The sequence below is a fragment of the Flavobacterium limnophilum genome, from assembly GCF_027111315.2.
GTDB lineage: Bacteria > Bacteroidota > Bacteroidia > Flavobacteriales > Flavobacteriaceae > Flavobacterium > Flavobacterium limnophilum.
Window position 1 is genome coordinate 56248 of record NZ_CP114289.2, and the last position, 22190, is coordinate 78437.

Below are 22190 nucleotides of genomic sequence, written 5' to 3' on the forward strand. Positions count from 1 at the left end.
TTTTATTTTTAACAAATTATAACGTTTTCGTTAATAACATTAGTCTTTTTTATTAAATCATTATTACAGGATATAATATCTTTGTGTGACAAAAAAAATATTTCAAAAATTTAAAATTAAAAGTAATGAGTATTATTATCAAAATTCACGCAAGACAAATTTTCGATTCAAGAGGAAATCCTACCATAGAAGTAGATGTAGTTACTGAAACAGGTGTTATAGGAAGAGCTGCTGTTCCATCAGGAGCATCAACAGGTAAATTCGAAGCAGTTGAATTACGTGATGGAGGAAAAGCTTTCTTAGGAAAAGGTGTTTTAAAAGCGGTTGAAAATGTAAATACTATTATTGCTGAAGAATTAGTGGGTACATCGGTTTTTGAACAAAACTTGATTGACCAAACGATGATTGAGTTGGACGGTACTCCAAACAAAGCCAATCTTGGTGCCAACGCTATTCTTGGTGTTTCTCTTGCTGTTGCCAAAGCGGCTGCCAATGAACTAGGTTTGCCTTTGTACAGATACGTAGGAGGTGTTTCTGCCAATACTTTGCCAGTTCCAATGATGAACATCATCAATGGAGGTTCTCACTCTGATGCGCCTATCGCTTTCCAAGAATTTATGATTTTCCCTGTAAAAGCGACTTCTTTTACACATTCTTTGCAAATGGGAACGGAAATTTTCCATAATCTTAAAAAAGTGTTGCACGACAGAGGATTGAGTACTGCCGTTGGTGACGAAGGAGGATTTGCTCCAAACTTGGCCGGTGGAACTGAAGATGCTTTGGATACCATCAAATTGGCTGTAGAAAAAGCAGGTTATACTTTTGGAGACGAAATCATGGTTGCTTTAGACTGTGCTTCCTCCGAGTTCTATGAAAACGGAAAATACGATTACACTAAATTTGAAGGAGCTACCGGAAAAATCAGGACTTCTGCAGAGCAAGTGGAGTATTTGGCTGAATTAGCTGCTAAATATCCGATTATCTCCATCGAAGACGGTATGGACGAAAACGACTGGGACGGATGGAAAATGCTTACTGAAAAAATTGGAGACAAAGTTCAATTGGTAGGTGATGATTTGTTTGTGACTAATGTTGAGCGTCTTTCTACTGGAATTGAAAAAGGAATCGCCAATTCCATCTTGGTAAAAGTAAACCAAATTGGAACTTTGACTGAAACTATTGCTGCCGTAAACATGGCTAAAAATGCAGGTTATACTTCTGTAATGTCTCACCGTTCAGGAGAAACTGAAGACAACACGATTGCCGATTTGGCAGTAGCGTTGAACTGTGGACAAATCAAAACAGGTTCTGCTTCTCGTTCTGATCGTATGGCAAAATACAATCAATTGATTAGAATTGAAGAAGAATTAGGAAATACCGCTTATTTCCCTGGGAAAAATGCTTTTAAAGTAAAATAAGCACACGAATTTTATTAAAAAGCCATTTACGTAAAGTAAATGGCTTTTTTTATGTCTTTTAACAATTTCCTTGCGAAATTCATTTTTTAATTTCATTTGAATTGATTAGATTTGGAGAATTATTATATAATAATTTATTACCAAAAACACTATGTCAAAAACAGCAACACTAGAAATTGAGGGCAAAAAATACGAGTTGCCAATATTTATTGGAACCGAAAACGAAATGTCGATCGATATTAGCAAATTACGTGATTTATCAGGGGCAATCACGTTGGATCAAGGATATAAAAACACGGGCGCCTGCAAAAGCGAAATTACTTTTCTTGACGGTGAAGAAGGGATTTTGCATTATAGAGGGTATTCCATCGAAGAATTGGCAGACAAGGCCGGTTTCCTTGAAGTGTGTTTTTTGTTGATTTTTGGAGAATTGCCCACGGTTGCCCAATTGGAGGAATTTGAAGCGCATATCAGAAAATACACCTTGGTTAACGAGGAGATGAAAAGCATCATTGACGGCTTCCCCACGACGGCCCACCCAATGGGGGTATTGTCGGCCTTGACCAGTGCGTTGATTGCTTTCAATCCAAAAGCGGTTAATCCAGAGCATGAAGACGAATTGTATGAAGCGGTTTGTAAATTGATGGGTAAATTCCTTGTCATTGCATCCTGGACCTACAGAAAAAGTTTGGGTTATCCTTTGAATTATTACGACAATACCATAGGATATGTCGAGAATTTCATGCAATTGATGTTTAAATTGCCGACAGAGCCTTATAAAGCCAATCCAGTGATTGTGGAAGCTTTGGATAAATTGTTTATCCTGCATGCCGATCACGAGCAAAACTGTTCCACTTCGACAGTGAGAATGGTAGGTTCGTCACATGCCGGGTTGTTTGCCTCGGTTTCGGCAGGAATTTCGGCCCTTTGGGGACCATTGCATGGAGGAGCCAACCAGGCTGTTCTTGAAATGCTGGAAGAAATCCAAAACAATGGTGGAGATGCCGACAAGTATATAGCCAAAGCCAAAGACAAAAACGATCCTTTTCGATTGATGGGTTTTGGTCACCGTGTCTATAAAAATTTCGATCCAAGAGCCAGAATCATCAAAAAAGCGGCCGACGAAGTGTTGAATACCTTGGGTGTGGACGATCCTATTTTGGCCATTGCCAAAAAACTGGAAAAAGCAGCACTGGAAGACGAGTATTTCGTGTCCAGAAAATTGTATCCCAACGTAGATTTCTATTCTGGAATCATCTACAGGGCATTGGGGATTCCGACCGACATGTTTACCGTAATGTTTGCCATAGGCCGATTGCCGGGTTGGATAGCACAATGGAAAGAAATGAGGCTGAACAAAGAGCCAATAGGAAGACCAAGACAGGTTTATACCGGTTCTCCTTTGAGAGCGTTCAAGGAATTTGACAAGCGATAAATTTCAATAGAAAAAAGCCCCGCCATTTGCGGGGCTTTTTTTATCTTTGGCACAATAGCGTCGCAAACTGACGAAGTAAAAGCCCATATTGAAAATGCTGGAATTAAACATCAATAACGAAACCTCCCGGCTGCGTGCCGTTGTTCTGGGGTCTGCGAGCAGTAATGGCCCCACCCCAAAGAGGGAGGAAGCCTATGACCCCAAATCATTGGAGCATATCTTGGCGGGCACCTATCCCAAAGAGGCGGACATGGTATTGGAAATGGAAGCCTTCCATCGGGTTTTGTGCCACTATGGCGTGAGCGTTTTTCGTCCGGAACCAATAGAAAATTACAACCAGATATTTGTGAGGGACATTGGTTTCGTGATTGGCGATGTTTTCGTTAAATCGAATATTTTGCCGGACAGGGAACGTGAATTGGATGCCATTCAATACATCATTGACCAAATTGACCCCAAAAAAGTGGTTCGTCCTCCCGAAGCGGTACATATTGAAGGCGGTGACGTGATGCTGTGGAAGGATTATATTTTTATAGGCACCTATAAGGGGAGTGATTACAAGGATTATATCACCGCCAGGACAAACCAGGAAGGGGTGCGCTACATCAAGGAATTGTTTCCCGATAAAAAAGTCAAGGAGTTTGATTTGATAAAATCAAAAATTGATGCCCGGGACAATGCCCTGCATCTGGATTGTTGTTTTCAACCCGTTGGCGAAAATAAAGCAATAATTTACAAAAGAGGCTTTCGTGAAGAAGCCGATTACCTCTTTCTCGTGCATCTTTTTGGGGCAGAAAACCTGTTTCATATCACCAGAAAAGAAATGTATGACATGAATTCCAATGTTTTTTCCATCGCTACCGATGTGGTTGTTTCCGAGAGAAAGTTTAAGCGCCTCAATAAATGGCTGCGAGCCCATGGTTTTGTGGTAGAAGAAATTCCATACGCCGAAATCGCCAAGCAAGAAGGATTGTTGCGCTGTTCGACCTTGCCTTTGATTAGAGAATAGAAATAATTGTTTCAGGTTTAAAGTTTCAAGTTGCTCAACCTGGAACTTTAGACCTGAAACTTTAAACTAAATAAAATGAACCAAACTACCAACTCCGTCTTGATGATTCGTCCCGTGGCGTTCCGAATGAACGAACAAACGGCCGTAAACAATTATTACCAACAAGTGCTGGATACTTTATCGCCAGCAACCGTGAACGCCAAAGCGCAAGAAGAGTTTGATGCCTTCGTGACTAAATTGCGAATTGTGGGCGTCAATGTCATTGTTGTTGACGACAGTCCGTCTCCAGACACGCCCGACAGTATTTTTCCGAACAACTGGATTTCCTTCCACGAAAACGGTGACGTGGTTTTGTACCCCATGTTTGCCGAGAACCGTCGTGGGGAACGTCGCGACGATGTTTTGGATATTCTGGAAGACCATGGTTTTGTCATCAACGAAATCATGGATTACACTTCTGCCGAAGAAGACGGTTTTTATCTCGAAGGTACCGGCAGCGTTGTTTTGGACCGGGAAAACGGCAAAGCCTATTGCGCCTTGTCGCCTCGTGCCGATGAAGAGCTGTTCATTGAATTCTGTGAAGATTTTGAGTATTCTCCAGTGATTTTCGAAGCCTTCCAAACCGTGAATGGAGAACGAAAATTGATTTACCACACCAACGTGATGCTGTGCATAGGGGATACCTTTGCCGTGATTTGTGCCGAAAGCATCGACGACAAGAAAGAAAGAAAAATGGTTTTGGACAGTTTGAGAGGCGACGGAAAGGAAATTATCCTGATCAGCGAAGCCCAAGTCAACTGTTTTGCCGGGAATATGCTTGAAGTCCTTGGGACGGATGACAGACGGTATTTGGTGATGAGCAGTTCGGCCTATCAAAGCCTGACCAAAAAGCAAATTGCCCAACTCGAAGAACACCTGACTATTTTGAGTTCCAGTCTGGATACCATCGAAGCCTGCGGTGGAGGTAGTGCCCGATGCATGCTGGCGGAGGTTTTCTTGCCGAAAGAGGAGGAATAGTCGCGGTTGGTAAGTGTTGTTGGATTGATTGATGGCGTGGTTGATTTGAGCAATGGATAGGAGTAATAGCGGTGATCAATAGATTGGAGCAACTTAGATGAGCAATGGATGTGATTTCTCCCGTTGGTCGAAATGACACGGGAGGGATGGGAGTAATGGAAGGGAGCTAAGGATTGGAGCAACTTAGGTGAGCAATGGATGTGATTTCTCCCGTTGGTCGAAATGACACGGGGAGGGATGGGAGTAATGCAAGGAGCAATTTAGGTGAGCAATGGATGTGAGCGATAGTCGTGAGCAATAGATGTGAGCAACTTAGGTGAGCAACTTAGGTGAGCAACTTAGGTGAGCAATGGATGTGATTTCTCCCGTTGGTCGAAATGACACGGGAGGGATGGGAGTGATAGCCGTGAGCAACAGATTGGAGCAACAGATTGGAGCAACTTAGGTGAGCAATGGATGTGATTTCTCTCGTTGGTCGAAATGACACGGGAGGGGGGCAATGGATGGGAGCAACTAAGGTGAGCAATGGATGTGAGCAACAAAGGTGAGCAATGGATGTGATTTCTCCCGCTGGTCGAAATGACACGGGGAGGGATGGGAGTGATAGCCGTGAGCAACAGATTGGAGCAACAGATTGGAGCAACTTAGGTGAGCAATGGATGTGATTTCTCCCGTTGGTCGAAATGACACGGGGAGGGATGGGAGTGATAGCCGTGAGCAACAGATTGGAGCAACAGATTGGAGCAACTTAGGTGAGCAATGGATGTGATTTCTCCCGTTGGTCGAAATGACACGAAAAAATCAAATGACACGAAATAATGAAATGACACGGAAGAAGGGAATGACACAGGAAAAGAGGAATGACAAGAGAAATGAAATATTGGAGTGGAGAGTGATTGATTGGAGCAATGGATGTGAGCGATAGTCGTGAGCAATAGATGTGAGCAACTTAGGTGAGCAATGGATGTGATTTCTCCCGTTGGTCGAAATGACACGGGAGGGAGGGAGCAATGGAAGGAGCAACTTAGGTGAGCAATGGGATGTGGGCAATGGATGGGAGCAACTAAGGTGAGCAATGGATGTGATTTCTCCCGTTGGTCGAAATGACACGGGGAGGGATGGGAGTGATAGCCGTGAGCAACAGATTGGAGCAACAGATTGGAGCAACTTAGGTGAGCAATGGATGTGATTTCTCCCGTTGGTCGAAATGACACGGGGAGGGATGGGAGTGATAGCCGTGAGCAACAGATTGGAGCAACTTAGGTGAGCAATGGATGTGATTTCTCCCGTTGGTCGAAATGACACGAAAAAATCAAATGACACGAAATAATGAAATGACACGGAAGAAGGGAATGACACAGGAAAAGAGGAATGACAAGAGAAATGAAATATTGGAGTGGAGAGTGATTGATTGGAGCAATGGATGTGAGCGATAGTCGTGAGCAATAGATGTGAGCAACTTAGGTGAGCAATGGATGTGATTTCTCCCGTTGGTCGAAATGACACGAAAAAATCAAATGACACGAAAAAATCAAATGACACGGAAGAAGGGAATGACACAGGAAGAAGGGAATGACACGAAAAAACAAATGACACGAAATAATGAAATTACACGGGAAAAGAGGAATGACACGAAATAATGAAATTTTATAATCCATGTCTTTAGGGCAAATTGTTGGTGCCTGTTTGGATTTATGATTCGTGGACAAAGTTGTGTGGGCCAGGTTTGTGGTAGTGTAGTTTTTTGTACTTTTGTGGAATGAAAAATAAAAAAACATTGGTTCTCGGTGCGAGCACGAAACCAGATAGATATGCCTATATGGCCATCACCAAGCTTGTTGAAAAAGGACACCCGGTTCTTGCCATTGGGCAAAATGCGGGCGAAGTGGCGGGAGTGAAAATTCAAACCAAGGCCATTCCCCTCAAAAATATTGACACGGTTACTTTGTATTTGAACCCGGCTCGCCAACGTGATTACTACAATTACATCGTGGAAGCGAAACCCAAACGCGTAATTTTTAATCCCGGCACCGAAAACCCGGAGTTCTACCAGTTGCTGCAATTGAATGACATCAAGGTAGAAGTGGCATGCACCTTGGTGCTGTTGACCACAAGCCAGTATTAGTTCAATGTTTTTAGAGAAAAACAAGGCTTTAATCTAAAAGGGCGTTTCTTTTATTTTCGAATCAAGTGCCGACGGGTTTTTGGAGTGTTTCTAATCCATAAAAGTTTCCTTTTTTTTAAGTATTGGACGTCCCTGCGATTTCCGAGCGGGTATTTTTTTTTATAAAAACACATGCAAATGAGGAAAGCCGTAAAGAAGTGGTTTTTTTTGGTTGCACTTTTGTCCCTTTTTTAAAAGGATGGAATGAAATTTTAAATTGTGGATTCTGAGAACTCGACAATCAAGACAATTCAAGTGGTTTATGGAGGTGTTGGATCCGAGCTTGTTTAATTGCCAACTTTTATGTTATTTTTTGTAAGTAATAGTAGGTTTGGGTTTCAAAACCGATGCTACTTAGCTATATTTGCAAACTGAAATTTCATCCTTTTTCTGATCACTACCCGTGAGTTGGAAGGGCGAAGCCGTTGAGTATGGTGCGGGTTTTTGGATAGTCGTCTAAATTGGAGGGTTTTATCCTGTAAATAAAAAAAACAATTCCTACTTGTTAAATTAATAAATTAAGAATTTTATGGATAAAAATAGTAAAATTTACATAGCAGGCCACAACGGCATGGTGGGTTCCGCCATCTGGAGAACACTTTCGGCCAAAGGATACACCAATTTGATTGGAGCATCGAGTTCGTTATTGGATTTGAGAAACCAACAAGCCGTAAAAGCGTATTTTGCCCAAGAAAAGCCGGAAGTTGTTATTGACGCCGCGGCTCGAGTGGGGGGTATTTTGGCCAACAATGATTATCCCTATCAATTTATCATGGAAAACATGCAGATCCAGAACAACCTGATTGATTCGGCTTTGCAGGCAGGAATTGAAAAGTTTATCTTTTTGGGCAGTTCCTGCATTTATCCCAAATTGGCTCCCCAACCCCTGAAAGAAGACTACTTGCTTACGGGCGATTTGGAACCTACCAATGAATGGTATGCCATCGCCAAGATTACGGGGGTAAAAGCCTGTCAAGCGATTCGCAAACAATTTGGAAAGGACTATGTGAGTTTGATGCCCACGAATTTGTACGGAACACAAGATAATTTTGATTTGAATACCTCGCACGTTTTGCCGGCGATGATGCGTAAATTCCACGAAGCAAAGGAAAACAACAATGCTCCCGTTACCCTTTGGGGAAGCGGCAGACCGATGCGGGAATTTCTTTTTGTGGATGACATGGCCGAAGCGGTAGTCTTTGCCTTGGAAAACTGCTTGCCGGATTATTTATACAATATAGGGACAGGAACGGATTTGACCATCCAACAATTGGCCGAAACCCTCCAGAAAATAACGGGCCATCAAGGTGAAATTATCTGGGATTCGTCCAAGCCGGACGGAACACCAAGAAAATTATTGGATGTGACCAAAATGCACGAGTTGGGATGGAAACACAAAGTGGAGTTGGAGGAAGGAATCCAGAAGACTTATGACTGGTTTTTGGAGAACGTGAATGCGTTTAAGGAAGTGAAGATGTAGAGGAAGGGTTTTAACTGTTTAATCGTATAGTATCACTTTGTCATTTCGACGAAGGAGAAATCACATAACGAGAGCAGTTAACGAGAGCACCAAAAGTGAGCACATAACGAGAGCAACTTAGATGAGCAACTGATGTGAGCAACTGATGTGAGCAATGGATGTGATTTCTCCCGCTGGTCGAAATGACACGGGAGGGTAGGGAGCAATGGAAGGGAGCAACTTAGATGAGCAATGGATGTGATTTCTCCCGTTGGTCGAAATGACACGGGAGGGTAGGGAGCAATGGTAGGGAGCAACTTAGATGAGCAATGGATGTGATTTCTCCCGTTGGTCGAAATGACACGGGAGGGTAGGGAGCAATGGATGTGAGCTAAGGATTGGAGCAACTTAGATGAGCAATGGATGTGAGCAATGGATGTGATTTCTCCCGTTGGTCGAAATGACAAGGGGAAGGAGCAACTTAGATGAGCAACTGATGCGAGCAATGGATGTGATTTCTCCCGTTGGTCGAAATGACACGGGAAAAAACAAATGACACGGGAAATAACAAATAACACGGAAGGTTAGGAAGCAATGGAAGGGAGCAACTTAGATGAGCAATGGATGTGAGCAACTTAGGTGAGCAATGGAAGGGAGCAACGAAGGTGAGCAACGAAGGTGAGCAATGGATGTGATTTCTCCCGTTGGTCGAAATGACAAGGGGAAGGAGCAACTTAGATGAGCAACTGATGTGAGCAATGGATGTGATTTCTCCCGTTGGTCGAAATGACAAAAAAAAAATGACTTAATGATTTAACGATTTGCTTGCAATCACTTAAATAATACTATATTACCGAGCTTAACTGCTTTTGGCTCGCCATAACAATTAAAATAATATGAGCAATACTAAACAAAAAACAGCCCTAGTTACAGGGATTACGGGTCAAGACGGGTCTTATTTGGCCGAATTATTATTAGAGAAAGGCTATATGGTGCATGGGGTGAAGCGAAGGGCTTCTTCTTTCAATACCCAGCGCATTGACCATTTGTATGTGGATCAACACGAGAATCACGTTAATTTTAAATTGCATTATGGCGATTTGACCGATTCGACGAATATCATCCGAATCATACAGGAAGTGCAACCCGACGAAATATACAATCTTGGGGCGATGTCGCACGTAAAGGTTTCTTTTGATTCTCCGGAATATGTGGCCAATGTGGACGGCATAGGCACTTTGAGAATATTGGAGGCCGTACGAATTCTTGGTCTTGAAAAGAAAACGAGAATCTACCAAGCTTCGACTTCTGAATTGTACGGAGGTTTGGCAGAAAACAAGAATGCAGCAGGGTTTTATGACGAGAATTCGCCGTTCTATCCGCGTTCGCCTTATGGGGTGGCCAAAATATACGGCTTCTGGATTACCAAAAACTACCGCGAAGCTTATGACATCTATGCTTGCAACGGCATCTTGTTCAACCACGAATCGCCAAGAAGAGGGGAGACTTTTGTAACCCGCAAGATTACGATGGCCACCGCAGCCATTGCTCTAGGGAAACAAGATTGTTTGTACCTAGGAAATTTGAATTCTCAAAGAGATTGGGGACACGCCAAAGATTACGTGGAAGCGATGTGGAGAATCCTGCAACAGGACAAGGCGGAAGACTACGTGATTGCCACGGGAGTAACCACTTATATTCGTGATTTTGTTCGTTACTCTTTTGCCGAAATAGGAGTGGAATTGGCTTTCGAAGGTGAAAATGAAAACGAGATTGCCAAAATAGCCGCTTGCAACAACCCTGAATACCAATTGCCAATAGGTACCGTAGTGGTACGAGTGGATCCACAATATTACCGTCCAACAGAAGTTGATTTGTTGATTGGCGATCCAAGCAAGTCCAAGAAATTGGGTTGGGTTCCACAATATGACCTGGCCGGATTGGTTAAAGAGATGGTGGCTAGTGATTTGGAGATTTTGAAGAGAGCTCGAGGTTAGAAGTACGAGGTACGAGGTACGAAGTTGGAAGAGGGAAGTTGGAAGTTAGAAGAAGTTTAAAGGTTTAAGATTGTTTAAAGGTTTAAGATTGTTTAAAGGTTTAATCGTTTGTAAATAATCCGTTAACCCAAAAATTAGCTGTTACCATCGATTGATTGACTTTTATTTTTAGTCCCCTTTTTCAAGATTTTTGTTTGTGGCTCTCGTTGGTTGTCAATTGCAATGGGTACGAAGTTGGAAGAGGGAAGTTGGAAGAGGGAAGTTGGAAGAGGGAACAGGAAGAGGTTATAAAGGGTTTTCTGGTCTTTTTTTGATTTGAATCCGTAAAAGTTGTATTATTTTGTTATTTATTCGTTTTATTATGATTTCAATACTCTAAATATCGTTTTTGATAGCTAGAGTAAGCAAAAAAATATTATTTTTGCTATCCAAAGGAAGCAATTATGAAGGAATTACAAGAAAAATATATTCGTAAGATTGATGCCACTCCAATGGATTTCACCAGAAGTTTAATGGAAACGATTCGTTGGGAGGCACGACTCATAGGGATAAAAGGAGCGAGAGGAGTAGGCAAGACGACCTTGATTTTACAATACATCAAAAAAAACATACCTATTGATCAATCTAGTTTATATGTTAGTTTGGACAATATCTGGTTTGCAGACAATACGATTAGTTCCTTGGTCGACCAATTTGTAAAACAAGGAGGTAAATTCCTTTTTTTGGATGAAGTGCATAAATATCCCAATTGGTCGCAGGAATTAAAAAATATCTACGACGATTATCCTGAACTTAAAATTGTTTTTACCGCTTCCTCATTATTGGAAATTCTCAATGCGAGAGCCGATCTAAGTAGGCGTGCCATAGTCTATACCATGCAAGGCTTGTCCTATCGCGAATACTTAAATTTAAAATTGGGATTGCAGTTGCCTGTTTACAGCTTAAAAGATATTCTTGAAAGGCATACCGATATTGGCAGGGAAATTAATTCGCAAATACGACCGTTACAGAATTTTTCAGCGTATTTACAACAAGGTTATTTTCCTTTTTTTCAGGAAGTTCCAGAACTCTATTTTCAGAGGGTAGAAGAAATCATAAACCTGATTCTAGAAATAGAATTGCCATTGTTGCGAAAAGTGGATGTAGCCTATGTATCTAAATTAAAACAATTGTTGCAAATCATTTCGGAATCAGTGCCTTTTGTTCCCAATGTCACCAAACTGAGCGAGCGTATTGGGGTAAACAGGAACACTTTTGTGAGTTATTTGTATTTTTTAGAGGAAGCCCATATTACCAGAAACTTATATAAAGATGCCAAGGGGATTACGCAATTGCAAAAGCCCAACAAAATATTTTTGGAAAACACCAATTTGCAATATGCGCTATCACCCAACCACGCTAATATAGGCAATGTAAGGGAAACCTTTTTTTTAAATCAATTAAGCGTGAAGCATATTCTAGAATATATTGATGGAACTGATTTTTTGGTAGATCACCTATATCAATTTGAAGTGGGTGGCAAGTCCAAAAGCAAGCGACAAATTAGGAATCAAGATAACAGCTATCTTGTGGTAGATGATGTTGAATACGGAATGGGAAACACCATACCGCTTTGGTTGTTTGGTTTTTTGTATTGATTTGGTTAGGGGAAGTTTACTATTGTTTAAAGGTTTAAGATTGTTTAAAAGTTTACCATTGTTTAAAGGTTTAAAATTGTTTAAAGGTTTAATCGTTTGCAAATAATCCGTTAACCCAAAAATTAGCTGTTACCATCGATTGATTGACTTTTATTTTTAGTCCCCTTTTTCAAGACTTTTGTTTGTGGCTCTCGTTGGTTGTCAATTGCAGTGGGGACGAAGTTGGAGGTACGAGGTACGAAGTTGGAAGTACGAGGTACGAGGTTGGAAGAGGGAAGTTAGAAGTTGGAAGAGGGAAGTTTGAAAGTTTAAGATTGTTTAAAGGTTTAATTGGTTAATTGTTTAAAAAGTATTACAAATTAGAATGTTTAGAATAAATCTGAAAAACGATATTCATTTTTCTTGTGCTTCAGGAGATACCCTTTTGGATGGAGCCCAAAAGCAAAGCATTGTCCTAGATTACAGTTGTAAAACGGGTCGTTGCCAGTCTTGCAAGGCAAAGGTTGTCAAAGGGACTTCAGTAGCCAAGATGGAAGAAACGGGACTTAGTGCGGAGGAAAAATCAAGAGGCTATATCTTGACATGTGTTCGAACCCCGACATCTGATTTAACACTGGATGTCGAAGATTTGAGTGCGTATTCGCTGGAGAAGGTGAAAACAGTTCCGTCCAAAATAGATTTCATTTCCAAGATTTCCTCCAACGTCATGGAGTTGCATTTACGAATTCCGCCCAATGCATCATTCAACTATTTATCGGGTCAATACATCAATATTATTAAAGGCGACTACAAAAGGAGCTATTCCATTGCGAACACAAGTTCCGCCTCCAATCTAGTTTTTTTTATCAAGAATTATGAAGGGGGCCGGTTTAGCCACTATTTGTTTAATGAAGCTAAAGTGAATGACTTGTTGCGAATTGAAGGGCCTATAGGTACTTTTTTTTACAGGAAAACCAATAAAAAGAATGTTGTTTTTTTGGCAACGGGAACAGGCATCGCTCCTGTCAAGGCCCTATTGGAACAAATGGATGAAAATGGTAGTGAGTTCATTGACAAAAACATCTATTTGTTTTTTGGTGGCCGAACGGAAGAAGATTTGTTTTGGAAGCCCGATTTAAAAAATATAAAGGTTCGTTTTGTTCCAGTATTGAGTAGAAGCCATGCTGATTGGAAAGGAGCAAAAGGCCATGTTCAAGAGGCTGTTCTTTCCGAAGAAATTGATTTGGCAGACAGTGTTCTGTATGCTTGCGGTTCCGAAAACATGATCAAGGATTCCAGGGAGTTAGCAATAGCAAATGGATTGTCGGAGGATGCGTTTTATTCGGATGCTTTTATAAGTAGTTAGACCTCACCCCCAGCCCCTCTCCAGAGGAGAGGGGAGCCAGATTAATCGGTTAATCGGTTAGTCGGTTAAAAATAATAGGACGGTACTGAAGCACTAATTGTTCTTTGAAGTGATGCTTATAAGTAGTTAGACCTCACCCCCAGCCCCTCTCCAGAGGAGAGGGGAGCCAGAGACAATGAAAATTTTTTGTCAAAACGGATTAACTTATAGCCATTTAATTCGATAAAAAATAGATTAGTATGTTAACAATAGGCATTAAATAAACATAAATTTATGAAAGCAGTCATTCTTGCAGGAGGTTTAGGTACGCGATTAAGTGAAGAAACGGTTTCCAAACCCAAACCCATGGTGGAAATTGGAGGCAAACCCATTTTATGGCACATAATGAAAACCTATTCCCATTACGGCATCAATGATTTCATCATTTGTTGTGGTTACAAAGGTTATGTGATCAAGGAATATTTTGCCAATTATTTTTTGCACCAATCGGATGTTACTTTCAACATGAAAGACAACAAAATGGTGGTGCATGAAGAAAGAGCCGAGCCATGGACTGTTACATTAGTCGATACGGGTGATGATTCGATGACTGGAGGAAGATTGAAAAGAGTAGCACAATATTTAAAAGACGAAGAAAGTTTTTGCTTTACTTATGGTGATGGTGTTGCCGATGTTGATATTGCCGCATTGTTGGCCTTTCACAAAGCCCATGGAAAAGACGCCAGCTTAACCGCCACTTATCCACCGGGACGATTTGGTGCCCTGGATATCGTTGACAATGAGGTGCGACAGTTTCAGGAAAAACCAAGAGGTGACGGTGCCTTGATAAACGGCGGTTTTTTCGTGTTGTCCCCTAAAGTCATCGACAGAATTAGTGGAGACGATACCGTTTGGGAACAAGGGCCTTTAAAAGGATTGGCTTCAGACAACCAATTAATGGCTTTCAAACATGAGGGCTTCTGGCAACCCATGGACACTTTGAGAGACAAGGTTCATTTGGAAGAATTATGGGATACTAATCAAGCACCCTGGAAGTTATGGAAAGACTAAAAGGAAAAGTAAATCCTTCTTTTTGGAAAGACAAGAAGGTTTTTTTAACCGGGCATACCGGTTTTAAAGGGAGTTGGTTGTCACTTTGGTTACAATCGATGGGAGCCGTGGTTAAAGGGTATTCTTTGGCTCCACCCACAAATCCCTCCCTGTTTTTGGTAGCGGATGTCGCCAAGAACATGGAATCCCAACTAGGGGATATTAGAGATTTGGAGCCATTAAAGAAAAGCATGCTGGACTTCAATCCCGACATCTTGATTCACATGGCTGCCCAGCCTTTGGTGCGGCTGTCTTATGTCGAACCCGTGGATACTTATACCACCAATGTTATAGGCACCGTGAATGTGCTGGAGGCTGCCAGATCGTGTCCTAATTTGAAGGCGATTGTATCGGTTACTACCGACAAGTGCTATGAAAACAAGGAATGGGCTTGGGGATACCGAGAAAATGAACCCATGGGCGGTCATGATCCTTACAGCAGCAGTAAAGGTTGCGCCGAACTAGTTTCATCAGCATATAAAAATTCCTTTTTTAACACCAAAGATACCGCTGCATTGGCTACAGCCAGAGCGGGGAACGTGATTGGCGGTGGCGATTGGGCAGATGATCGATTGATACCTGATATTCTCAAAGCATTTGAAAATTCGAAATCGGTTATAGTTCGTAATCCTTTATCCACAAGGCCTTGGCAGCATGTATTGGAACCCCTGTCCGGTTATTTGGTTTTGGCGGAACATTTGTATAATTACGGTCAAGAATATGCCGAAGCCTGGAATTTTGGTCCCAAAGAAGAAGATTGCAAACCCGTGAATTGGATTTTGGATCAAATGGTGTCCACTTGGGGCGAAGGTGCCGGTTGGGAATTGGACCCAAACAACCATCCCCACGAGGCCGGCTTTTTGAAATTGGATTGTTCCAAGGCAGCAACCAGACTGCATTGGCATCCTAAATGGAATTTGCAACATACCCTTAGTCTCATTGTCAATTGGCATCAAGATTGGAAGGCAGGAAAAAATATAAATGAAAAGTGTTTGCAAGAAATTGCCAACTATAGTAATTCTTAGAGAGTTATTGTAGAAATAAAAAAAATGAAACGCATAGAGTCATAGAAAAAAAGAGTGGGATAGCCCAATTCTTGGGTTCACATAGCTTTGATTTTCTGTAATCGTCCATTGGGATCAGGAGTGGAGAGCAGGAAAAAATATAAATGAAAAGTGTTTGCAAGAAATTGCCAACGATAGTAATTCTTAGAGAGTTATTGTAGAAATAAAAAAATGAAACGCATAGAGTCATAGAAAAAAAGAGTGGGATAGCCCAATTCTTGGATTCACATAGCTTTGATTTTCTGTAATCGTCCATTGGCATCAGGAGTGGAGAGCAGGAAAAAACATAAATGAAAAGTGTTTGCAAGAAATTGCCAACGATAGTAATTCTTAGAGAGTTATTGTAGAAATAAAAAAAATGAAACGCATAGAGTCATAGAAAAAAAGAGTGGGATAGCCCAATTCTTGGGTTCACATAGCTTTGATTTTCTGTAATCGTCCATTGGGATCAGGAGTGGAAGGCAGGAAAAAATATAAATGAAAAGTGTTTGCAAGAAATTGCCAACTATAGTAATTCTTAGAGGGGTTATTGTATAAATGAAAAAAATGAAACGCATAGAGTCATAGAAAAAAAGAGTGGGATAGCCCAATTCTTGGGTTCACATAGCTTTGATTTTCTGTAATCGTCCATTGGGATCAGGAGTGGAGAGCATGAAAAAATATAAATGAAAAGTGTTTGCAAGAAATTGCCAACTATAGTAATTCTTAGAGGGGTTATTGTATAAATGAAAAAAATGAAACGCATAGAGTCATAGAAAAAAAGAGTGGGATAGCCCAATTCTTGGGTTCACATAGCTTTGATTTTCTGTAATCGTCCATTGGGATCAGGAGTGGAGAGCATGAAAAAATATAAATGAAAAGTGTTTGCAAGAAATTGCCAACTATAGTAATTCTTAGAGGGGTTATTGTATAAATGAAAAAAATGAAACGCATAGAGTCATAGAAAAAAAGAGTGGGATAGCCCAATTCTTGGGTTCACATAGCTTTGATTTTCTGTAATCGTCCATTGGGATCAGGAGTGGAGAGCAGGAAAAAATATAAATGAAAAGTGTTTGCAAGAAATTGCCAACGATAGTAATTCTTAGAGAGTTATTGTAGAAATAAAAAAATGAAACGCATAGAGTCATAGAAAAAAAGAGTGGGATAGCCCAATTCTTGGGTTCACATAGCTTTGATTTTCTGTAATCGTCCATTGGGATCAGGAGTGGAGAGCAGGAAAAAATATAAATGAAAAGTGTTTGCAAGAAATTGCCAACTATAGTAATTCTTAGAGGGGTTATTGTAGAAATAAAAAAATGAAACGCATAGAGTCATAGAAAAAAAGAGTGGGATAGCCCAATTCTTGGGTTCACATAGCTTTGATTTTCTGTAATCGTCCATTGGCATCAGGAGTGGAGAGCAGGAAAAAATATAAATGAAAAGTGTTTGCAAGAAATTGCCAACTATAGTAATTCTTAGAGGGGTTATTGTAGAAATAAAAAAAATGAAACGCATAGAGTCATAGAAAAAAAGAGTGGGATAGCCCAATTCTTGGGTTCACATAGCTTTGATTTTCTGTAATCGTCCATTGGGATCAGGAGTGGAGAGCAGGAAAAAATATAAATGAAAAGTGTTTGCAAGAAATTGCCAACTATAGTAATTCTTAGAGGGTTATTGTAGAAATGAAAAAAATGAAACGCATAGAGTCATAGAAAAAAAGAGTGGGATAGCCCAATTCTTGGGTCACATAGCTTTGATTTTCTGTAATCGTCCATTGGCATCAGGATTGGAAGGCAGGAAAAAATATAAATGAAAAGTGTTTGCAAGAAATTGCCAACTATAGTAATTCTTAGAGGGGTTATTGTAGAAATAAAAAAATGAAACGCATAGAGTCATAGAAAAAAAGAGTGGGATAGCCCAATTCTTGGGTTCACATAGCTTTGATTTTCTGTAATCGTCCATTGGCATCAGGAGTGGAGAGCAGGAAAAAATATAAATGAAAAGTGTTTGCAAGAAATTGCCAACGATAGTAATTCTTAGAGAGTTATTGTAGAAATAAAAAAAATGAAACGCATAGAGTCATAGAAAAAAAGAGTGGGATAGCCCAATTCTTGGGTTCACATAGCTTTGATTTTCTGTAATCGTCCATTGGCATCAGGAGTGGAGAGCAGGAAAAAACATAAATGAAAAGTGTTTGCAAGAAATTGCCAACTATAGTAATTCTTAGAGGGGTTATTGTATAAATGAAAAAAATGAAACGCATAGAGTCATAGAAAAAAAGAGTGGGATAGCCCAATTCTTGGGTTCACATAGCTTTGATTTTCTGTAATCGTCCATTGGGATCAGGAGTGGAGAGCAACTGATGAGATTCCTCCTTCGTCGGAATGACAAACAGAGGGTGTTTTATTCTAGACTTAATAACATTCAAGGCTTACTAACCACAATTAATGGACAAGAAAACAAAACAACAATCGTAAAGACAAAATTATCCCTAAAGGGTTTGAACTAATAAATTAACGTGAATTATGCCCCCTTTGGGTTATACTAACAGAAAATATATGGAAAGCAAAATAATTTTAGACAACCTTAGAAAAGAAATAGCCGCTTTGGTATCCCAATACACGGAAGAAGCTTATAAGCACAAAGCTTTTGTTCCTGGCGAATCCGTGATTCCGCCTGCGGGAAAAGTGATCGGGAATGAAGAAATCCAGAACATGGTAGATGCCTCCTTGGACGGATGGTTGACTACCGGACGTTTTAATGCGGCTTTTGAAAAAAGGTTGGCCGAATTTTTAGGGGTAAAATATTGTATTTCCGTAAACTCGGGATCTTCTGCGAATTTAGTGGCTTTTAGTGCGCTTACTTCAGCAACACTTGGCGATAGAGCCATCAAAAAAGGAGATGAGGTTATTGGTGTGGCAGCAGGCTTTCCAACTACTGTAAATCCTATTGTACAATTTGGTGCCATTCCCGTTTTTGTGGACGTGGATTTGGATACCCATAACATCAATGCCGATTTGATTGAAGCGGCCATTACGCCGAAAACGAAAGCCATCATGCTGGCACATACTTTAGGAAATCCTTTCAATTTGGACAAAGTGAAAGCACTTTGCGACAAACATAATTTGTGGTTGGTTGAGGATTGTTGTGATGCTTTGGGAGCCACTTACAATGGACAGCTGGTGGGTACTTTTGGAGATATTGCCACCTTGAGTTTTTATCCTGCCCACCATATCACGATGGGAGAGGGTGGAGCCGTTTTTACCAACAACGCCCAATTGAAATTAATTGCCGAATCTTTTAGAGACTGGGGCAGGGATTGTTATTGTGCTCCAGGTTGCGACAATACTTGTGATTGTCGTTTTGAGCAACAACACGGCGATTTGCCTTTTGGTTATGACCATAAATATGTTTACTCCCATTTGGGCTATAATTTGAAAATTACGGACATGCAGGCCGCTTGCGGTTTGGCCCAGATTGACAAAGCCGCCGGTTTCATCGAGAAAAGAAGAGAAAATTTTAGCTTGTTACATGACAGGTTAAGTAGCCTCACGGATTTTATCCATTTGCCGGTAGCCACCCCCAACAGTAATCCTAGCTGGTTTGGATTTCCTATCACGCTTAAACCCGATTGTGGTGTCAATAGAGTAGATTTGTTAAAATTTTTGGACCAAAACAAGATTGGTTCGCGATTGCTTTTTGCCGGTAATCTAACGAAACAACCTTATTTTAAAGGTGTTGATTATCGCGTGGTTGGCGAATTGACCAATACCGACATCACCATGAACGATACCTTTTGGATCGGGATTTATCCAGCTCTTGGAGCGGAACATTTTGATTTTGTGGCCGAGAAACTGGAAGAATTTTTCGGATTGAATTTTTAGTATTTATGCAACCAACCATTTTAATAACAGGCATTACCGGTTTTTTGGGCTCCCACATAGCCGAAAATCTTGTTGCCAACAACATTCAAGTGATTGGATTAAAACGCAAAGATTCCGATGTTTGGCGATGCGAAGGATTTAAAGACAAGATTACCTGGGTGACCATTGATGAAAATGGATTTTTTGAGGATGAATTAAAAAAACATTCTTTTGATACCTTGATTCACGGTGCCTGGATAGGCGTTGAATCTAATTCCAGGGATGATTGGAAGGAGCAATCTAAAAACATTCCTTTTCTGGTTTCGTTGTTGGATGTTGCCCAAACAGTTGGCGTGAAAAAGTTTATTTTTTTGGGATCGCAAGCCGAGTATGGGAATATAGAAGGGAAAATTGATGAAAATCAAAAGACCAAGGCTTTAAACGCCTACGGAAGCATAAAATTGGCTTGTCTGGAAATAGTAAAGACTTTTTGCGAAACCAATGCCATCAACTGGATTTGGTTGCGATTGTTTTCCTTGTTTGGCGAAAAGGAAAATCAAAATTGGTTAATCCCCTCCTTGATAGCGTCAATGCAGAAGACGAAACAAATGGATTTTACTCCGGGAGAGCAAAAATATGCTTATCTCTATGTTAAAGATTATGCTTCCATAATGAACAAGATTATAACAATGCCGGTAGAATCTGGGGTTTACAACATTTCTTCCAACCAAACGAGAACCATTAAATCTTTGGTAGAAGACGTAAGGGATTATATTAATCCAGAATTTACATTAAATTTTGGGGCATTGAATTACAGGAATAACCAATCCATGCATATCGAAGGCGATATAACGAAGTTGAGTTCCCAAATAGGAGCAGTTGCATTTACCGATTTTGATGAAGCTTTGCACACTAGTTTAAACTATTATCTAAAAAAATAATACTCCTGTATGAAAGTATCCGATTTTATTGCCGAATTTTTGGTAAAAAAGGGAATTAAAAGTGTTTTTGAGTTGTCGGGAGGCATGATAACGCACCTATTGGATTCGTTGAACCAGAAAACGGACATCCATATCATCACGATGCATCATGAACAAGCAGCCGCTTTTGCCGCCGAAGGTTATGCAAGAGTAACAGGTTTGCCGGGGATTGCATTGGCCACTTCAGGGCCAGGGGCAACCAATTTGTTGACCGGGATAGGAAGTTGCTATTTTGATTCGACTCCAGCCGTTTTTATTACGGGACAAGTCAACAGACACGAATTAAAAGGAGACCGAGGAATACGACAGTTGGGATTTCAAGAGACCGACATCATTTCGATGGCAACACCCATCACCAAAGCTTGTTTCCAGATTAGCGATCCCGATACCCTTCCGGCCGTTTTTGAGCAAGCTTTCCAGATTGCCTTGGAAGGAAGACCGGGGCCGGTTCTTATCGACATTCCCATGGATGTGCAGCGCAATCAAATAGAAGCCAACTACTTTCCGTCAGAAACAGCAGGACATTCAGCAATAGATTCCCTTGTTTTGGAAAACTTGATTCAAGACATCAAACTTGCCAAACAACCCCTAATTTTGGCGGGTAGAGGAATCAAGGCAGGCAACAGCCAGAATCTTTTCGACCAGTTTGTCAAAAAAACAAAAGTTCCCGTAATCACGACACTTTTAGGATTGGATACCATGGCTTATGACGATGTTCAACGCGTTGGCTTTATTGGCAGCTATGGCAACCGATGGGCCAATATTGCTTTTGGCGAATGCGATTTATTGATTGTTTTGGGCAGTAGATTGGATATCAGACAAACGGGTGCCGACACCAAGTTTATAGAAAACAGAAAAATTTACCATATTGATTGTGAAACAGCCGAAATCAACAATCGTGTCAAAGGTTGCGAGGCTATTGTTGCGGACTTGAATTCGTTTTTCAATGATTTTGATACTGCGGCCTCACCCCATCTTTTTGCCATTCCAGCATCATGGAGGAATCGCATTGATGATTTAAAAAACACTTGGCCGGATACCAAAGAATTGACTCCCACAGGAATTAATCCCAACGTGTTCATGCATGCGCTTTCCAGTAAATCACAAAAAGCAAAGGCTTATTTGGCGGATGTGGGAAGCCATCAAATGTGGGCTGCCCAATCGTTGGAGTTGGGTAAAGACCAGCATTTTTTAACTTCGGGAGGGATGGGCGCCATGGGTTTTTCATTGCCGGCAGGAATTGGAGCCTGTATCGCTTTGGACAAGGAAGCGGTCGTGGTGCTTGTTGGTGACGGCTGCATGCAGATTAATATTCAAGAATTGCAAACAATCGTCAGGAACCATCTGCCTGTCAAGATTATTGTTTTGAACAACAATACCTTGGGGATGATCAGGCAGTTTCAAGACAGTTATTTTGAATCCCGTTATCAATCGACCTATTGGGGATACAGTGCGCCGGATTTTTCCAAGGTGGCACTGGCTTACGGAATTGATGCAAAAACCATTGAAAACATGGACGAGATCGAGAATGCCGTGGAATGGTTGTGGAAGGATGAAAATGCCGCCAAGCCCCAATTGCTGCAAGTCATGATCAACCCACACACGAATACCTATCCCAAGATTGCTTTTGGCAAACCCATTACCGAAATGGAGCCCTTTGCGAAGCCAATAGAAATGGAAGGGACTTAATGTTTTTAGCAATACTAAAAACATGGAAAATTTTATTTAATTACC

At 40.9% G+C, this 22190-nt stretch carries 14 protein-coding genes; all 14 read left to right on the plus strand.

Going from position 1 to position 22190, the window contains the following annotated elements; all coding sequences use genetic code 11:
* Positions 1–125: 125 nt before the first annotated feature.
* The 14 genes from eno to OZP13_RS00335 all read left to right on the plus strand — a co-directional run bounded on the left by eno (position 126) and on the right by OZP13_RS00335 (position 22145).
* Complete coding sequence (gene eno, locus OZP13_RS00270) at positions 126–1418, plus strand: phosphopyruvate hydratase (protein WP_281298233.1); 1293 nt, start codon at positions 126–128, stop codon at positions 1416–1418.
* Between the two features lie 151 nt (positions 1419–1569).
* The gene (locus OZP13_RS00275; protein WP_281298234.1) at positions 1570–2853 is read left to right on the plus strand and encodes a citrate synthase; all 1284 of its coding nucleotides are present in this window, start codon (positions 1570–1572) and stop codon (positions 2851–2853) included.
* A gap of 94 nt (positions 2854–2947) precedes the next feature.
* Positions 2948–3862, plus strand: a complete 915-nt coding sequence (locus OZP13_RS00280; protein WP_281298235.1) for a dimethylarginine dimethylaminohydrolase family protein — start codon at positions 2948–2950, stop codon at positions 3860–3862.
* A gap of 75 nt (positions 3863–3937) precedes the next feature.
* Positions 3938–4879 carry a citrulline utilization hydrolase CtlX gene (gene ctlX, locus OZP13_RS00285; protein WP_281298236.1) on the plus strand — a complete coding sequence of 314 codons (942 nt, stop codon included), beginning with the start codon at positions 3938–3940 and terminating at the stop codon, positions 4877–4879.
* Between the two features lie 1759 nt (positions 4880–6638).
* The gene (locus OZP13_RS00290; protein WP_269243553.1) at positions 6639–7004 is read left to right on the plus strand and encodes a CoA-binding protein; all 366 of its coding nucleotides are present in this window, start codon (positions 6639–6641) and stop codon (positions 7002–7004) included.
* 568 nt (positions 7005–7572) lie between these two features.
* Positions 7573–8523, plus strand: a complete 951-nt coding sequence (locus OZP13_RS00295; RefSeq protein ID WP_281298237.1) for a GDP-L-fucose synthase family protein — start codon at positions 7573–7575, stop codon at positions 8521–8523.
* A gap of 875 nt (positions 8524–9398) precedes the next feature.
* Positions 9399–10499: a GDP-mannose 4,6-dehydratase gene (gene gmd, locus OZP13_RS00300; RefSeq protein ID WP_269241685.1), complete on the plus strand. Its 1101-nt coding sequence runs from the start codon at positions 9399–9401 to the stop codon at positions 10497–10499.
* A gap of 443 nt (positions 10500–10942) precedes the next feature.
* Complete coding sequence (locus OZP13_RS00305) at positions 10943–12136, plus strand: ATP-binding protein (protein ID WP_281298238.1); 1194 nt, start codon at positions 10943–10945, stop codon at positions 12134–12136.
* Between the two features lie 364 nt (positions 12137–12500).
* Positions 12501–13481 (plus strand): FAD-binding oxidoreductase, encoded by a 981-nt coding sequence (locus OZP13_RS00310; RefSeq protein WP_281298239.1) that lies wholly within the window; start codon positions 12501–12503, stop codon positions 13479–13481.
* Between the two features lie 273 nt (positions 13482–13754).
* Positions 13755–14531, plus strand: a complete 777-nt coding sequence (gene rfbF / locus OZP13_RS00315; protein ID WP_281298240.1) for a glucose-1-phosphate cytidylyltransferase — start codon at positions 13755–13757, stop codon at positions 14529–14531.
* Positions 14519–15595, plus strand: a complete 1077-nt coding sequence (gene rfbG, locus OZP13_RS00320) for a CDP-glucose 4,6-dehydratase (RefSeq protein WP_281298241.1) — start codon at positions 14519–14521, stop codon at positions 15593–15595. Before rfbF ends, rfbG begins: the two co-directional genes overlap by 13 nt.
* Positions 15596–18171: 2576 nt before the next feature.
* The gene (gene rfbH, locus OZP13_RS00325) at positions 18172–19497 is read left to right on the plus strand and encodes a lipopolysaccharide biosynthesis protein RfbH (protein WP_281298242.1); all 1326 of its coding nucleotides are present in this window, start codon (positions 18172–18174) and stop codon (positions 19495–19497) included.
* Positions 19498–19502: 5 nt separating this feature from the next.
* Positions 19503–20417 carry an NAD-dependent epimerase/dehydratase family protein gene (locus tag OZP13_RS00330; protein ID WP_269241695.1) on the plus strand — a complete coding sequence of 305 codons (915 nt, stop codon included), beginning with the start codon at positions 19503–19505 and terminating at the stop codon, positions 20415–20417.
* Between the two features lie 9 nt (positions 20418–20426).
* A complete protein-coding gene (locus tag OZP13_RS00335; protein WP_281298243.1) occupies positions 20427–22145 on the plus strand; it encodes a thiamine pyrophosphate-binding protein in 1719 nt (572 codons plus the stop codon).
* Positions 22146–22190: the final 45 nt, after the last annotated feature.

Bases quoted from the DNA above. Each gene is read 5' to 3' on its own strand.
- eno (WP_281298233.1), top strand. From the start codon at position 126: ATGAGTATTATTATCAAAATTCACGCAAGACAAATTTTCGATTCAAGA.
- OZP13_RS00275 (WP_281298234.1), top strand. From the start codon at position 1,570: ATGTCAAAAACAGCAACACTAGAAATTGAGGGCAAAAAATACGAGTTG.
- OZP13_RS00280 (WP_281298235.1), top strand. From the start codon at position 2,948: ATGCTGGAATTAAACATCAATAACGAAACCTCCCGGCTGCGTGCCGTT.
- ctlX (WP_281298236.1), top strand. From the start codon at position 3,938: ATGAACCAAACTACCAACTCCGTCTTGATGATTCGTCCCGTGGCGTTC.
- OZP13_RS00290 (WP_269243553.1), top strand. From the start codon at position 6,639: ATGAAAAATAAAAAAACATTGGTTCTCGGTGCGAGCACGAAACCAGAT.
- OZP13_RS00295 (WP_281298237.1), top strand. From the start codon at position 7,573: ATGGATAAAAATAGTAAAATTTACATAGCAGGCCACAACGGCATGGTG.
- gmd (WP_269241685.1), top strand. From the start codon at position 9,399: ATGAGCAATACTAAACAAAAAACAGCCCTAGTTACAGGGATTACGGGT.
- OZP13_RS00305 (WP_281298238.1), top strand. From the start codon at position 10,943: ATGAAGGAATTACAAGAAAAATATATTCGTAAGATTGATGCCACTCCA.
- OZP13_RS00310 (WP_281298239.1), top strand. From the start codon at position 12,501: ATGTTTAGAATAAATCTGAAAAACGATATTCATTTTTCTTGTGCTTCA.
- rfbF (WP_281298240.1), top strand. From the start codon at position 13,755: ATGAAAGCAGTCATTCTTGCAGGAGGTTTAGGTACGCGATTAAGTGAA.
- rfbG (WP_281298241.1), top strand. From the start codon at position 14,519: ATGGAAAGACTAAAAGGAAAAGTAAATCCTTCTTTTTGGAAAGACAAG.
- rfbH (WP_281298242.1), top strand. From the start codon at position 18,172: ATGGAAAGCAAAATAATTTTAGACAACCTTAGAAAAGAAATAGCCGCT.
- OZP13_RS00330 (WP_269241695.1), top strand. From the start codon at position 19,503: ATGCAACCAACCATTTTAATAACAGGCATTACCGGTTTTTTGGGCTCC.
- OZP13_RS00335 (WP_281298243.1), top strand. From the start codon at position 20,427: ATGAAAGTATCCGATTTTATTGCCGAATTTTTGGTAAAAAAGGGAATT.